The sequence below is a fragment of the Dyadobacter diqingensis genome, assembly GCF_024220585.1.
Lineage (GTDB): Bacteria > Bacteroidota > Bacteroidia > Cytophagales > Spirosomataceae > Dyadobacter > Dyadobacter diqingensis.
In genome coordinates this window covers 376,653-392,284 of sequence record NZ_JAMXKF010000005.1, presented here as the reverse complement: position 1 = coordinate 392,284, position 15,632 = coordinate 376,653, and the positions used below count along the sequence as shown (strand labels likewise).

General features: G+C 45.6%; 12 protein-coding genes. 9 read left to right on the top strand and 3 right to left on the bottom strand.

Annotated features, from left to right (window positions below; genetic code table 11):
• Nucleotides 1-40: 40 nt before the first annotated feature.
• From M1L62_RS16895 to iolE, 6 genes are all read left to right on the top strand, one after another.
• A complete protein-coding gene (locus M1L62_RS16895) occupies nt 41-1,507 on the top strand; it encodes a CoA-acylating methylmalonate-semialdehyde dehydrogenase (protein WP_254560786.1) in 1,467 nt (488 codons plus the stop codon).
• 145 nt (nt 1,508-1,652) lie between these two features.
• The gene (gene iolG / locus M1L62_RS16890) at nt 1,653-2,681 is read left to right on the top strand and encodes an inositol 2-dehydrogenase (RefSeq protein WP_254560785.1); all 1,029 of its coding nucleotides are present in this window, start codon (nt 1,653-1,655) and stop codon (nt 2,679-2,681) included.
• Between the two features lie 25 nt (nt 2,682-2,706).
• On the top strand, nt 2,707-4,317 hold the full coding sequence (locus M1L62_RS16885; RefSeq protein WP_254560784.1) for a sodium/sugar symporter: 1,611 nt from the start codon (nt 2,707-2,709) through the stop codon (nt 4,315-4,317).
• Nucleotides 4,318-4,365: 48 nt separating this feature from the next.
• Entirely contained in the window at nt 4,366-5,307 is a 942-nt protein-coding gene (locus tag M1L62_RS16880; RefSeq protein WP_254560783.1) for a class II fructose-bisphosphate aldolase, read from the top strand.
• A gap of 264 nt (nt 5,308-5,571) precedes the next feature.
• A complete protein-coding gene (iolD, locus tag M1L62_RS16875; RefSeq protein ID WP_254560782.1) occupies nt 5,572-7,437 on the top strand; it encodes a 3D-(3,5/4)-trihydroxycyclohexane-1,2-dione acylhydrolase (decyclizing) in 1,866 nt (621 codons plus the stop codon).
• Nucleotides 7,438-7,474: 37 nt separating this feature from the next.
• The gene (iolE, locus tag M1L62_RS16870) at nt 7,475-8,377 is read left to right on the top strand and encodes a myo-inosose-2 dehydratase (protein ID WP_254560781.1); all 903 of its coding nucleotides are present in this window, start codon (nt 7,475-7,477) and stop codon (nt 8,375-8,377) included.
• Nucleotides 8,378-8,487: 110 nt separating this feature from the next.
• On the opposite strand, the gene M1L62_RS16865 is transcribed toward iolE, so the two are convergent.
• Nucleotides 8,488-8,712: a hypothetical protein gene (locus M1L62_RS16865; protein WP_254560780.1), complete on the bottom strand. Its 225-nt coding sequence runs from the start codon at nt 8,710-8,712 to the stop codon at nt 8,488-8,490.
• A gap of 258 nt (nt 8,713-8,970) precedes the next feature.
• Here M1L62_RS16865 and M1L62_RS16860 point away from each other — a divergent pair, with 258 nt between their 5' ends.
• Complete coding sequence (locus tag M1L62_RS16860) at nt 8,971-10,416, top strand: S41 family peptidase (protein ID WP_254560779.1); 1,446 nt, start codon at nt 8,971-8,973, stop codon at nt 10,414-10,416.
• A gap of 86 nt (nt 10,417-10,502) precedes the next feature.
• On the opposite strand, the gene M1L62_RS16855 is transcribed toward M1L62_RS16860, so the two are convergent.
• Nucleotides 10,503-11,012, bottom strand: coding sequence for a hypothetical protein (locus M1L62_RS16855; RefSeq protein ID WP_254560778.1), 510 nt, complete (start codon nt 11,010-11,012; stop codon nt 10,503-10,505).
• A 26-nt stretch (nt 11,013-11,038) separates the two neighbouring features.
• The gene (locus tag M1L62_RS16850; RefSeq protein ID WP_254560777.1) at nt 11,039-12,748 is read right to left on the bottom strand and encodes a helix-hairpin-helix domain-containing protein; all 1,710 of its coding nucleotides are present in this window, start codon (nt 12,746-12,748) and stop codon (nt 11,039-11,041) included.
• A 162-nt stretch (nt 12,749-12,910) separates the two neighbouring features.
• On the opposite strand from M1L62_RS16850, the gene M1L62_RS16845 reads away from it, so the two are divergent.
• Both M1L62_RS16845 and M1L62_RS16840 read left to right on the top strand, forming a co-directional pair.
• A complete protein-coding gene (locus M1L62_RS16845) occupies nt 12,911-14,011 on the top strand; it encodes a Gfo/Idh/MocA family protein (protein WP_254560776.1) in 1,101 nt (366 codons plus the stop codon).
• Between the two features lie 40 nt (nt 14,012-14,051).
• Entirely contained in the window at nt 14,052-15,323 is a 1,272-nt protein-coding gene (locus tag M1L62_RS16840; protein WP_254560775.1) for a beta-1,2-mannosidase, read from the top strand.
• Nucleotides 15,324-15,632: the final 309 nt, after the last annotated feature.

The window sequence follows — 15,632 nt, the reverse complement described above, 5'->3', positions numbered from 1 at the left end:
GCGGAAAACTCCCTGAGCTCTGCGTTTAACAACCAATAAAATGGAAAAATTACAGAATTATATTAACGGACGGTGGGTTGATAGTCATTTGGACAGTTTTACGAATGTTTTGAACCCGGCTTCTCAGGAAGTTTTGGCCCAGGTTCCAACAGGCAATGCAAGGGACGTTGCTGATGCCGCTGAGGCTGCACACGAAGGGTTTCAGGAATGGAGAAGTACGCCGGTTTCGAAACGCGTGCAGTATCTGTTCAAACTAAAAACTTTGCTGGAAGATAACATCGACGATATCGCTAAAACGATTACGCTGGAGTCGGGAAAGACCTTTCTGGAAGCGAAAGCTGAAATGGTACGCGCCATCGAAAACGTGGAAAATGCCTGCGGAATGCCCGCCCTGATGCAGGGTGAATTTTCGGAGGATATCGCCAAAGGTATTGATGAATACATGATCCGTCAGCCGCTTGGACCTTGTGCCTGTATCGCTCCGTTCAACTTTCCGGGCATGATCACGTTCTGGTTTTTACCTTATGCGCTCGCTTGCGGGAACAGTTATATCATCAAACCTTCGGAAAAAGTACCGCTTACGATGACCAAAATCGTAGCGCTGATGGAAAAACTTGACCTTCCGAAAGGGGTACTGAACCTGGTGCAAGGCGGAAGAGAGGTAGTGGATGCCCTGTTGGAACACCCTGTTATCAAAGGGATCAGCTTTGTCGGTTCTTCCAACGTTGCCAAGTACGTGTATTCAAAAGGCGCCGCACACGGTAAACGTGTTCAGGCACAAGGTGGTGCTAAAAATCCGGTTATTGTACTGCCGGATGCCGATATCGACATGACCACGCAAATTGTTATCGACAGTGTTTACGGTTGCGCGGGCCAGCGTTGTCTCGCCGCTTCTACCATCATTACCGTGGGTGAACATAAGGATATTACGGAAAGTCTGGTTGCATCGGCCAAGAATCGTAAAACCGGTTATGGACTTGAAAGTGACGTGCAAATGGGGCCGGTGATTACGGCAGAAAGTAAAAATCGTGTCAACCATTTGATCGAAAAGGGATTAAGCGAAGGCGGAAGGCTACTCGTCGACGGCCGTAATGCGAACGTTCCCGGTTTTGAAAAAGGAAACTTTATCGAACCGACTATCATCGAAGACATTCCATTGGATGGCGAATTGGCTGCGACCGAAATTTTCGGACCGGTGTTAAGCCTTGTCCATATCAACACAATCGAAGAAGCAATTCGCTTTATCAATTCCGGGAAGTACGGCAACATGGCTTGTATTTTCACCAGCAGCGGTTTAAACGCACGTAAATTCCGCCACGAAGCCGAAGCCGGAAACATCGGTATCAACATCGGTGTAGCCGCTCCCGTTGCCCAATTCCCGTTCTCAGGCTGGAAAGACAGTTTCTACGGAGACCTGCACGGGCAAGGCAATCACGCTGTCGAGTTTTTCACCCAAACCAAAGTGGTGATCGAGCGCTGGTTGAAAGAATGGAACAGGAAATTCTGATGTAAGCAATTAGCTGTTAGCGATTGGCTTTTAGCTTTTACCGGACAATTCAGATTGACATCATAAATATTGAAATAAAAAAATAACCAAGTTCGGATTAGCAAGAAGCTAACGGCTGATAGCTAACCACTAAAACCTAAAAGACATGTCAAAGAAACTAAAAATTGGAGTGATTGGACTGGGACGTATCGGACAGATACACCTCAGCAATCTGCTGCACCACATTCCCGGCGCGGAAGTTGTCATTGCCTCGGATCTTTCTCCCGAATCTCACGCCTTCGCCAAAAATCTGGGTGTGCAAACGGTAACCACGGATGCTTATGACGTGATTAACCATCCGGACGTAGAAGCGGTGATCATCTGCTCTCCTACCCCATTTCACGTACCGTATACGGTAGCCGCTGCGAATCAGAAAAAGCATGTATTTTGTGAAAAACCGCTGGATGTAACGCTGGATGCCATTTATGCCGCTCAAAAAGCGGTGAGCGACAATGGTGTGAAACTGATGCTCGGCTTTAACCGTCGCTTTGACGCCAACTTTTCCAATGTCCGGAACATCGTTTCCGACGATAAAATCGGCGAGCCGCAAATCCTGCGCATTACCAGCCGTGACCCGGGACCACCGCCAATCGAATACCTGAAAACTTCGGGAGGAATTTTCCTTGATATGTCCATTCACGATTTTGATATGGCCCGTTACATTGTCGGCAGCGAAGTGACCGAAGTTTTTGTTAAAGGAGATGCACTCATTAATCCCGAAATCAAAGAATTTGGTGACATTGACACGGCTGTTATCGTTCTGACTTTTGAGAATGGCGCTATCGGCGTGATCGACAACAGCCGCAAGGCCGTGTATGGTTATGACCAGAGACTGGAAATTTTCGGGTCAAAAGGTATGGCAAAAGCAGAGAACAATACGGCTGATAATCTGGTACATTTCGACAGCAATGGTGGCCACATATCGCTCCCGCTGCATTTTTTCCTTGAAAGATATGAAACCGCATACCGGGTTTGTCTGAAATCATTCGTTAATTGTGTGCTCAATGACACCCCTTCTCCTGTGGATGCTCACGACGGGTTAATGGCAACCGCAATTGGTATTGCAGCCATGAAATCTTTGCAGGAAGGAAGACCGGTAAAATTGGAAGAAGTTATGAGTCATACATTGGTGTAAGAAGATTATACCCTAAAACAACCCCATGAAACAAGGTCTGCATTCGCTTGATTACGTCGTATTTTTCATCTATTTCATTGCTGTCTCCTCGTACGGATTTTGGATTTATAAAAAGAAATCAAGCAAGGAAACCAGTTCAACCGACTACTTTTTAGCAGAAGGTTCTTTGACATTCTGGGCCATCGGGGCATCACTTATTGCTTCCAATATTTCGGCAGAGCATTTTATCGGCATGTCGGGATCTGGTTTTGCGATTGGTCTGGCCATTGCTTCCTATGAATGGATGTCGGCCGCCACGCTGATCGTTGTCGCCATTTTCTTTGTGCCGATTTATCTTAAAAACAGGATTTATACGATGCCTCAGTTTTTAAGGCAACGATACAATCCTGTGGTTGCTACGACAATGGCTGTTTTTTGGCTGCTTTTGTACGTTTTTGTTAACCTGACTTCCATTCTATATCTGGGTGCTCTGGCACTCGAAGTAACGGCGGGAATCGACTTTACATGGGCAATCGGTGCGCTTGCAGTTTTTGCAATTATCATCACGGTTGGCGGCATGAAAGTAATTGGCTATACCGATGTAATTCAAGTGGTTGTATTGATCGCGGGCGGTCTGGTTACCACCTATCTGGCTATGGATCTTGTGGCCAAACATTTTGGAAACCCGAACGTTTTCAGCGCATTTGGTACTTTGAGAACGCAGGCAGAGCCGCATTTTCACATGATTTTGAAAAAGGACAATCCTTATTTTAAGGACCTTCCGGGACTTTCTGTGATCATCGGGGCCATGTGGGTGAATAACCTGAATTACTGGGGTTGTAATCAATATATTATTCAACGCACATTGGGCGCTAGTTTGCCTGTTGCCAGAAAAGGGATTTTATTCGCAGCGGGTTTAAAACTGATTATTCCAATTATCGTGGTACTTCCCGGGATTGCGGCTTACGTCCTTTTTCAGAACGGCATGTTTCAAACCGAAATGCTCGATGCGAACGGTGTTGTAAAACCTGACCACGCTTATCCGGTTCTGCTTGATCTGCTTCCTTCGGGATTAAAAGGAATGGCGTTTGCTGCATTAACAGCCGCTATTGTAGCTTCGCTGGCTGGAAAAGCGAATAGTATTTCAACGATTTTCACGCTTGATATTTACAAAGAATACATCAAACCGGATGCATCCGAAAAACACCTGATCCGTGTCGGACGTGTTGCGATCTGGGTGGCGATGGGTATTGCAGCCATCATTGCACCGCAGCTTCGGGTTTTGGAACAGGCTTATCAGTTTATTCAGGAGTATTCAAGTTTCATAACCCCGGGGGTTTTCGCAATTTTCTTTCTTGGTTTTTTCTGGAAGAGAACGACGGGAAATGCGGCACTGGTTGCAGCTTTGTTAACGATTCCGCTATCGACGGCATTCAAGTTCTGGTATTCCGAAATACCGTTCCTGGATCGTATGGGAATTATTTTCCTGATTCTGGTAGCCGTTATTATTCTGGTTACCCTGGCTGATCCAAAAAGCAAAAACAATCCGAAAGGGCTTGAAATCGAAGCCTCGATGTTCAAGGTCAGTACCGGATTTATGATCTGTTCCATTCTTATCTGTGGCATACTCGGCGCTTTATATACTGTGTTCTGGTAACACTAAACCGGCCGGAAAATTATCCGGCCGGTTACCAATCAAATTATTATGCTTTTAACAACCAAAGAACTCTTTCAAAAATGCTACGGCCGCTATGCAATCCCTGCGGTTAATGTGTTTTTTATGGAAGAAATACATGGCTTATTTGCGGCAGCTCAGGAAGCAAAGGCACCTTTTATCGTTCAGACAACGCCATTTGCCAGAGATTACGCCAAAGCGGACATGCTGCTTTCGATGATTCAGTCGGCAGCAAGGTTATACCCGGAGACAGTATTTGCGGTACATGTCGACCACGGCGTTGAAGAGCACATCCGGGATGCGATTGAAAGCGGTGGTTACACGTCAGTGATGATTGATGCTTCTCATGACAATTTTGAAAAAAATGTCATGAGAACCCGCGAAGTGGTTAATCAGGCACATGCCAAAAATATCAGTGTCGAAGCTGAACTGGGTGTTTTGGCCGGTGTTGAAGATGATCTAACCGTCGACGCTGAACATTCGTCGTATACCAATCCTCAGCAGGTCGTCGATTTTGTCAACGCTACCGGTTGCGATAGCTTGGCGATTGCTGTTGGTACCAGTCATGGAGCCTATAAATTTTCGGGCGGACAAGGACTTCAATTTCATATTCTCGAAGAAATACAAAAACGGCTACCCGGTTTTCCACTCGTTCTGCACGGTGGTTCTAATGTCAGTACAGAAGTTGTCAAACGTATCAACGCAGCCGGAGGCGATCTCAAAACGGACGCCAAAGGGGTTCAGGAAGAGGAGATTTTGAGAGCGATTCCATTGGGGATTTGCAAGATAAACATTGCCACCGATACGCGTTTGTTGTGGACGATGGTAAATCGTGAATTTTTCCGCGATCACCCGGACGAATTCGCGCCGACAACGCCCGGAAAGATATTCATGGAAGAATACAAGTGTTTTATGTTACAGAAATTTGAATTGTTCGGGTGTGTTGGGAAGGCAGATGAGTTTTTGAATTAGATTGATTAAAAGATTACATTTAAAAATAACAAAGCATTTAATTATTACGGTGCTCCGCACCTTGTGGATCAAAAACGTTACATCTCCTACAAATATTTGGGTGCTCTGCACCGCTCATTATCTGGTGCAGAGCACCCAAATATTTGTAGAAGGCCTGCGGTATCCGCAATTATCCAAAGGTGCAGCGCACCGCAATATTTGTCAATACAATAAATTCCCTCTCATCCTACACTTCTTAAAATCATCAATATATTCCTTAAAACCATGACCAGAAGATTAACCGTAGCCCAGGCTACCATAACATTTTTAAAAAATCAGTACATCGAAAGAGATGGCGTGGAAGAGCTCTACTTCGGCGGGTGTTTCGGGATATTCGGTCATGGAAACGTGGCCGGACTGGGTCAGGCCTTACAGCAAAATCCTGATTTCCGTTATTATCAATGTCGCAATGAGCAGTCGATGGTGCACACTGCGGTGGCTTATGCCAAGGTGAAAAACCGCCTTGGAGCCTTCGTTTGTACCACGTCGATCGGTCCGGGAGCCACCAACATGATTACTGGTGCGGCATTGGCAACCATCAACCGCCTGCCCGTTTTGCTTTTGCCGGGAGATATCTTCGCCACGAGAGAACCTAATCCGGTTTTGCAGCAACTGGAAAGTGCTTCGACGCAGGATATATCGGTTAACGACTGTTTCAAACCGGTATCCAAATATTGGGACCGAATTAACCGGCCGGAGCAGCTGATTTACTCGCTGCCTGAGGTTATGCGCGTACTTACCTCACAATCGGAAATGGGTGCTGTAACGCTCTCGATGCCTCAGGATGTTCAAACGCACGCCTATGATTTCCCAGAAGAATTGTTCAAAAAGAGAGTTTGGCATGTGGGTCGCCCAAGACCGGATCTTCCTACCTTGCATAAGGCGGCGGAATGGATCCGTTCATCAAAAAATCCGGTGATCGTCGCTGGTGGTGGTGCGATTTACAGCGGTGCTGAAACTATTTTACATGATTTTGCAACAAAAACCGGCATTCCCGTTGGTGAAACATTTGCCGGAAAGGGCGCTGTAAAATTTGATGAACCTTACAGCATCGGTGGATTGGGTGCAACAGGTACCAAGTACGCGATCGAAATCGCCAATGAGGCAGATGTCGTGATCGGTATCGGAACCCGTTACAGTGATTTCACAACGGCTTCAAAATCAATATTTAAAAACCCTGACGTTAAATTTATTAACATCAACGTCAGCGAGTTCGACGCGTTCAAACATGCCGCACTGCCTGTCATTGGTGATGCGAAGGTGATTTTGGAAGAGCTTTCCATCTTGCTGGGTGATTTTGCAGTAGAACAAGACTACCGCCGGAAAATAGCGGATTACAACCAGGCCTGGGACAATGAAGTAACCCAGATATACAAAGACGGGAACAGTACTATCCCTCCAATTGATCAGGCGATTGTGATTGGTACGTTAAACAACTTTATGGGCCGTCGCGATGTAATGATTAACGCATCGGGAAGCGCTCCGGGAGATTTGCACAAACTTTGGCGGGCAACAGATTCCAAAAATTTCCATCTCGAATATGGCTTCTCCTGCATGGGTTACGAGATCGCAGCCGGATTGGGAGCAAAAATGGCCGACCCATCCCGTGACATTTACGTGATCTGCGGAGACGGCGGCTATCTGATGAATAACCATGAGATTGTCACTTCGATTCAGGAAGGTGTAAAATTCACCATTTTACTATTGAACAATAACGGATATGCCAGCATTGGCGGCCTTTCAGAAAGCATTGGCAGCGAGCGTTTTGGAACGATGTATAACTATCGGGATGAAAATTCCGGTCAGCTGTCGGGCGACTTCCTTCCTGTTGACCTGGCCAAAAATGCGGAAAGCCTTGGTGCCATTGTGATTAAAGCAACGGACAGAACTTCGCTGGAACAAGCCCTGGAACAATCCAAAATCAATACGAGAACAACGGTGATTTACATCGAAACCAGCCTTTACCGCACTGTAAAGGGATATCACGCCTGGTGGGAAGTTCCGATTGCGGAAGTTTCGGAATCGGCATCTGTACAAAAAGCCTTTGAAACCTATACCGAAAACAAAAAGTCGCAGCGGATTTTTCTTTAATCATTCAACACCGTAACAACTCCCAAAATCTAACAAAATGAATTTTGAAAATATAAAATTAGGCGTCGCTCCGATCAACTGGACCAACGACGATATGCCCGAGCTTGGCGGGGAAAATACCTTTGAACAGTGTATCAGCGAAATGGCGCTGGCCGGTTTTACCGGTTGCGAGGTTGGCAACAAATTTCCCCGCAATACCGATGTGCTAAAAAAGGCCCTCGAACTGCGCGGACTTCAAATCTGCAACCAGTGGAATAGTTACGAGCTCACGACAAAATCGTTAGAGGAAAATATCAAAAGTTTTACGGAACTGCTGGATTTTCTGGAAACCATGGGTGCCAAAGTGATTGGCGGCGGCGAGGTCGGGAACAGCTGCCAGGGACAAATGACCGTCCCGGTTTTCGAAGGCAAAGGCATGCTGAATACTGATGAAGAATGGAAAACATTCACGCATGGCCTTAATGAACTGGGCAAGATCGCACGTCAGCGGGGTATGAAACTGGCTTTTCACCATCACATGGGGACCTGTATTCAGACAATAGCAGAAACGGATCGATTGATGCGTGAAACCGATCCTGAAAATGTTTACCTGAATTACGACTGCGGCCATTTCTATTTTGCGGGAGAAGATCCGGTAGAGGCTTTGAAAAAATACATCGGCAGAACGGCGCATATTCACTTGAAAGATATTCGCCCGAATGTGTTGCAGCGTGTACACGACGAAAAACTAAGCTTTTTAACCGCGGTCAAACAGGGTGTGTTCACCGTTCCCGGAGATAGCGAAGGTTGTATTGACTTCCCTTCTTTGTTTGAAGTGATCAAAAACAGCGACTACGAGGGGTGGATTGTTTTGGAAGCTGAGCAGGATCCCGCGGTGGCTAATCCGCTGGAATACGCGATGATTGCACGAAAATTCTTCAAAAATCTGACGGATATTTAGGCTTTTAATTCCTTTTTTCAATATGTCAGGGTTTGTCCAAAGAAGTCAAGTTTTCAAAACTTGACTTCTTTCTTTCTTCTCCTACTTCCTCAAATCACCCGCCACAGACATTACTTCCCAACAATCATCTTCTTTTTAGGCATATCAATCGTGATCTGTTTGCCAAACCAGTTTAAAGACATCGTTCCGTCATAGATCAACCCGTCGATAAAAGAGACCTTCGGGTTGGCGAAACGTATCTGGGGATAATCCTTTGCAGCCATTTTCTTAATCTCACTTTTGTAGATCGCAGTCTCAATCTTGTCGTTAAACTCGCTTTTGCCTGTTTTCCACACCTTGCTTGTATCCGTCGCATCGACGACTTATCAGGAAAAATAACAACCATGTTATTATTTGTAACCAATCGGTTATAATTATATTTTACAATGGCTCCTATTCCCGCTGCCGCGTTTTAAGCTTCTCAAAATTAAATTTCCCCTGTCACGCCACACTTATTTTTATTCCTACGTAATATCTATTGTGCACATCCAGTGAATTCCAAGTTATTTTTAATCTATGCATAGAAAACTTACTCAATTTTAATCTGACTAAATATGTTAAATTTTAAAAAGTTCAGCAGAATTGGGTTTATTGTGGCTGCCATGTATTTGGCAGGTTGTAAGGAAAAGGATGTCGATCCGACAATAACAGAAACTACCGACAGTACAAGTTACCAGACCGTCAACGGCTGGATATATGAGGTAATGAATGACGCCTATTTTTGGTACAAAAATATGCCTGCGGAGAGTAGCCTGGACAGTAAACTTAATCCCAAAGACTATTTCGAAAAACTAATTTATCAACGTACAACGACCGATCGTTTTTCGAGCATAACCGACGATATTGACGCGCTGACCAATGAATTTAACGGCGTTAGTAAAATTTTCGGCATTAATTATACGCTTTCATACACCGATGACAGCAAAACCAGCCTGGCCGCATTTCTCAGTTATGTGGTAAAAGGAAGTCCTGCCGAAACAGCCGGATTAAAGCGTGGGGACATCATCATGAAGGTGAACGGAACACAACTTACCGCCAGTAATTATGCAGGCCTTTTTGGCAATCAAACCGCTGCGTTTACCCTGGGTGTATTAAATGGTTCGGTACTGACGGCCGATAATTCCAAAACTATTTCAGTGACCAAGGCTGAAATCAGCGAAGATCCTGTTGTTTTTTCAAGCGTGATCTCCAAAACGGCTTATGGTAAAACGATAGGTTACCTGGTCTACACACAATTTATACCAGGCACAACAGCCGATGCCGATAAGTACGACAATGAACTTCGGCAGGTATTTGCCAACTTCAAAAGCAAAGGTGTGAATGAGCTGGTGCTAGATCTGCGGTTTAATCCGGGAGGTTATATCAGCTCTGCCGAAACGCTTGCGTCCCTGATAGGGAAAAACGTTTCCAGTTCGAAGATTTTTTACAAAGAGCAGTGGAACGATAAGTATCTCTCTTACTGGCAAAGTAAATACGGCACAAACGCCCTGAATTATACATTTCTCGATGAAGCCAACAATATCGGATCCAGTCTCAGTCGCGTATTTGTGCTGACCTCCAATGGTACCGCTTCCGCGAGCGAGCTTGTGATCAATGGGCTAAGACCGTATATGGACGTAATCACCATCGGCGAGCATACGTATGGGAAAAACCTGTTCGGGTCACTTGTCAGCGATGATGAAAACCGCTGGAAATGGGGAATGTATGTCATGCTGGGCCAAACGGCCAATGTAAACAACCAGTCGGATTACGGGACTGTAAATGGCATGACACCGACCTATCAGGTCGAAGACGCCGTTATTCCTTACAAAGCATTTGGCGACGAAAATGAGACTTTGTTCCGGAAAGCACTGGACGTGATCGGAATCCCCGCGCCAACCGGAACCAGATTAGCCGCAACCAAAACGGTTCAATCGTTTATCGGTGAACCATTCAAAGACAATGTCATTCCTGAAAAACGGATGATCAAGGATAGTCCTTCGCTGAAAATAATTAAGTAACCCTTCTTCACCTGTGTGAGGCAACCGGTGTTCTGTTTTAAAGACAAAATTCCCGAATTTAAAACAGAACGCTGGCTGCTCTCTGGTTATAATTGTTTCTTGATAACGACGTCACCATGTCCTCGAAACTCGCATGAGCCGTTCATGAATTTATAATACACCCGGACCGTATCCTGAATACCCAGGGAACCCACATCGAACATGGTTATCTTGGAATACAGAGAGTCTTTGGACATGAGCACTTTAAAATTCCGGTCAACAATCCTAAGCGCCAACCGCACCGAATCCGGTTTATTGACGTGAATTGAGACCTTGTCAATACAGGGATTGGGATAAGCGATGATTCCGTAAGACTCGGGCAACAGACAATTCGTACCCAGGCTCTTACCAAAAAGGCTCAGTTCCTGCTCGACCCATTTGTCGGTAAACTTCCAATCGTCCGGGTCCTCGGTATACGGAATCCCACGTGTGTCCCTTTCGACTATTCCTTTAAAAGTGATCTTTTCGGTCTCCTTGACCGGGTTTTCAGGTTCATTGTCTTTACAACCAACCGATAAAAAACTTACGATAACGCTGAGAGCTAAAATTCTGTTCATTCCATTATTTTTGTTCAGTTACTACATCATTCCCTTCTTAGCTTCAAATAAGCCTCAATTTCAGCCAGTGTGAAGGCGTTGAAGGTCATATCTTTGGTTAATCCGCCCTTCCGCGCGACTGCCACTCCGTAATGCATATCATAATATCCTTCTTTTTTATGCGCATCCGGATTGATGCTCAACAACACTCCTTTTTCCATGCAATAGGAAATCCAGCGCCAGTCAAGGTCCAATCTCCACGGCGACGCATTGATTTCCACAACCACTTTATGCGCTGCACAGGCATCGATAATCACCTTGTGATCAATCGGATAACCTTCTCTTGATAACAACAGCCGGCCTGTCGGGTGACCCAAAATCGTCGTATACGGATTCTCGATTGCCTTCAACAAACGCGCAGTTGCTTTTTCCAGGGTCATGGTCAGGTTGCTGTGAACGGAGGCTACAACATAATCAAAGCTGGATAATATCTCATCCGGATAGTCCAGCGATCCGTCACCCAAAATATCTGATTCAATTCCTTTGAGGATTTTAAAAGGTTTTTCGGGTCCGGCCATAGCAAAACGTTCATTCAGGCGGGCAATTTCTTCGTGCTGGCGAAACACATCTTCCGCTTTAAGCCCGCTTGCATAAGAAGCCGTTTGCGAGTGATCTGCTATACCCAAATATTCAAAACCCAGTTCCTGGCAAAACAAAGCCATTTGTTCCAGTGAATGCTGCCCGTCAGAATATGTGCTATGATTGTGTAAAATCCCCCTCAGGTCGTCCCAGGTAACCAGTTGATCCGGTGTATGGTTTTCCGACCAGATAAATTCACCTGCTCCTTCACGCATCTCCGGTACAATGTAAGGAAGTCCGGCTTTTTCATATATAGCTTCTTCCGAGGCAAATACTTCGTACTTCGCTTGTCTCCATAACGAATCGCCAGAGCTCGTGGGAGTTCCTAAATGTTGCTGAGAAGCGGTTTCAAGGAATAACTCATTCACAAAATTTTCGGGATCCACAGCGATCACTTCGACATTTACCGCAACGTCCTGCACTTTTCCCCGCCATACAAAAGGCGACGATCGTTTTTCATCTTTCAGAAGAAATAAAATTCCGTTCAGAGAATCCTGCAAACCAGCCGGAGAGACCGTCCCGACCAGCACACTGATGGTCTCCACAGTTTCGGCCTTACGTCTCACCTCCCCTGCTATCGCTACCTGCTCATATATTTTTTTCAACTCTTCCGTTATCAGCTCGGCAATGGCCTGGGCTTTATCCATGCGCAGTTTTCCGGCCTGATCTTTCAAAAATGCCAGAGAGTCAAGAATCTTTTGTTCTGTGCTGCCTCCAAAGCCTTTTACTTTTGCAATTTTGCCGCTCTGGCAGGCCAGTTCAAGTTCGTGTAAATTGTCGATACCAAGCTCTCGCCATAAAACCGCTATCTTTTTAGCACCGATCCCTTTAATATTAAACATTTCCAGGACGCCGAGCGGCGTATTTTCCAGCAGTTCTTCCAGTTCCTTGAATGTTCCCCGCTGTGAAATCTCCACGATTTTCGCCGCAGTACTTTTTCCGACACCCTGAAGCTTGGTGAGTTCTTCCAGCGACATCAGAGCCAGTTCTCCGTCCTTATATTTATCCAGATAAAATCCGGCTACGCCATAACTTTTGACTTTGAACGGATCAGCTCCGTGAAGTTCAAGCAGTTTGGCAGTAAGTTCGAGGATCTCTACAATTTCGTCGTTGCTCATGGGTCGGCTTTATTTAATAATGATCTGCGAATTACGAAGTATGTGTCAGCATTTGCAAATCAATCTTTCCGAATCTGATACTATTTTATCGTTTACTTTCCGATTTACCTGCTTTTAAAGTAGTTCTGAAATCCACTTGCCTTACATAGAAAAATCAAAACTATGGCTACGAACATCATCAATCCCTTTTCCCGCCGCGATTTCCTGACTGCCGGCGCGGGTATACTCACGGCATCCCTGTTTTCACCGTTTAGTTTCGCCCTGTCCAAACCCAAAGAGCGCCTGGGTGTCGCCTTGGTAGGTCTGGGTTATTACAGCACAGATTTGCTTGCCCCGGCCTTGCAAAAGACCAAAAACTGCTATCTGGCAGGGATCGTTACGGGTACACCCGAGAAGGCTGAAACCTGGAAGAAAAAGTACAATATTCCTGATAAAAATATTTATAATTATAAAAATTTCGATTCGATAGCCAATAACCCGGATATTGACGTAGTATACATAGTGCTTCCGCCTTCGATGCACAAGGAATATGTGATCCGGGCAGCAAAAGCCGGGAAACATGTTTTTTGCGAAAAACCGATGGCGCTGAATGTCAGGGAATGTGAAGAAATGATCAAAGCCTGTCAGGATAACAAAAGGAGTTTGTCGATCGGCTACCGCTGCCAGCACGACCCGAATACGCAGGAGTACATGCGTCTGGCCAAAGAAAAACCGCTTGGAAATGTTCAGCTGATTTCCTGCGCCGCCGGTTATAAGGAAAGTCGTGCCGGAAACTGGAAAGTGAAACGCGCCATGGGTGGCGGAGCCATGTATGATATGGGTGTGTACGCGTTGCAGGGTGCCCGTCTGGCTGCCGGCGCTGAACCTTTGTCGGTAACAGCGCAGCATGTTGTAAACCGGCCCGAAATTTTCAGTGACGCAGACGAAATCACCCATTTTCAGTTGCAGTTCCCGGGTGGAACCGTGGCGAATTGTACGGGAAGTCATGGTATTAACACCAATTTCCTTAAAGTGAATTATGACAAAGGGTCCCTGCATATGGATTCGTTTTCGGGATACAGCGGCAACAAGGGTTACAGTACATTGGGAGAAATTAATTTCCCGATAGACAACCAGCAGGCCAAACAAATGGATGAAGACGCACTGGCGATCATGCAAAACAAACCGGTACTCGTTCCGGGAGAAGAAGGACTTCGCGACATAAGGATTGTGGAGGCAATTTACAAGGCGGCAAAAACCGGAACCACCGTTAAAATCGGCTAATTATTTTAAAATATAAATCCTAAAAACCACTTAATCGCACATGAATGTAGAACAGCTTAAACAGTATCGTGACGAAGCCCACCAGCACCTTACCAAAGAATTACTTCCCTTTTGGGAAACCCGTTGTGTCGACAAGGAAAACGGCGGATTTATTACCCATTTTGACAATGCCGGCCATGATTCCGGTGAAGATGAAAAATCACTGATTGCCCAAACCCGAACGGTTTTTACTTTTTCCTCGGCCCATCGTGCAGGATATGGCGAAGGCCGCTATGCCGCGATCGCCAAACATGGCGTCGACTTTTTGATCAACAAAATGTGGGATGAAGAAAATGGCGGATTTTACTGGCTGATGGACCGCAAGGGAAACGTCAAAATAGATGAGAAAATAGTTTATGGACTGAGCTTCGCGATTTACAGTTTAAGTGAATACACACTGGCAACTGGCGATCCCATCGGGCTTGAATATGCCGAAAAAACTTTCAACCTATTGCAGGTGCACGGAGCGGATACCTATTACGGCGGCTATTTTGAAATGTTTACCCGTGCGTGGGAACTGAAAGGACCTGGCCCTGCCGGTGGCGACAGAAAAACTCTGGACGCACATATGCACCTGATGGAGGCTTTTACCACTTTGTACGAAGCCAGTGGCAAACAGGTACACCGCAGGAAACTGATGGAGATCACCCAGCTTCTGATCAATAAAATTATGCATCCGGTGTATGGAACCGGCATTCCTCAATTCTGGGCGGACTGGACGGTTGCTCCACAAATTAAGTTTGACATTATCTGGGGATGGGACCGTTTTTCGGAAGATGGTTCAAAAAGTTCGGCAGAGGATAACACCAGTTATGGCCACAATGTTGAGTTTGCCTGGCTGTTGATGCATGCGCTGGATATCGCCGGCGTGTCTTACGATGAGTACCAGACACAGCTTTTAAAATCATTCGACCACGCGATCGCACACGGTATTGACTGGGAGTTTGGCGGTGTTTATGTAGAGGGTTCGCACGCGGGTGAAGTTTATGATCGTGAAAAAGAATTCTGGCAGCAGGCAGAAGTGCTGATCGGTATGCTGGATGCCTACCGGATTTATGAGGATGAAAAATATTTAAAAGCCTATGACGCCACCCACCGGTTTGTTTTTGACAAAATGATCCATCATCAGGTCGGCGAATGGCTGCCGCTGCTGACACGTCAGGGCGAACCGATCTGGAAACATATGAGCCATTCGTGGAAAGTGAATTATCATTCGGTCCGGTCGATGGTTCAGAGTATCGTTCGCCTGGATAAATTGCTGGCAAAAGCCTGATAAGCGGTGTGGATTATTTGCAGCAAAACCGTTGGTAAACTGGACAGTTTCGGGAAAAGGTTCGGCAGAAAGTAATGATTTGAAAGAAAGGAAATTCTGTAAATAGGATGACTGGCAGTGGAATTCCTTCGCCCTTCCAGACCTTTTTATTTTAACCAAAATAACTCATTATCAACATTTTGAAAATGAGAATCCGAATACTGGTTCATAATACATCTGTCAGGTCCGTTATTGGTAATCGCTTTAACTGGTATAATTTGTTTATAAATTCTGGTAGCACGCTCGCAAAAAAAGAGCGTCAGATGTTAA